The organism is Lacinutrix sp. MEBiC02595 (assembly GCF_053601555.1).
This window is the reverse complement of sequence record NZ_JBSHNU010000061.1, coordinates 1-263: the sequence shown is the minus strand read 5'-3', so window position 1 is coordinate 263 and position 263 is coordinate 1. Positions and strand designations below refer to the sequence as shown.

The 263-nt window shown below is 46.0% G+C and carries 1 protein-coding gene; it reads right to left on the bottom strand.

Annotated elements, in window-relative coordinates:
* A partial coding sequence (locus ACVCZW_RS00235; RefSeq protein WP_452231315.1) for a hypothetical protein occupies positions 1–263 on the bottom strand: 263 nt, incomplete at both ends.

Genomic DNA, 263 nt, shown 5'->3' with positions numbered 1-263 from the left:
ATATAGGTTCCATCCGCTGCTGTAGTTGCTGTTGGCTCGCCTGCGTCTAATACGCCATCGCCATCTAAATCAGCAAATACAGTTACTGGAGAAGTGAATCCGGTTTCTGTTCCATTTTGTGCTCCATCACCATCTTCATCGTTATATACGGTTCCGGTTACGGTTCCAGCTGTAGTATAACCATCTGTTCCTGCTGCAACTGTTCCACTTACTGGTACGGTTACCTCTGTTGGCTCTGTTCCTTCTGTTAATGTTGATCCAGT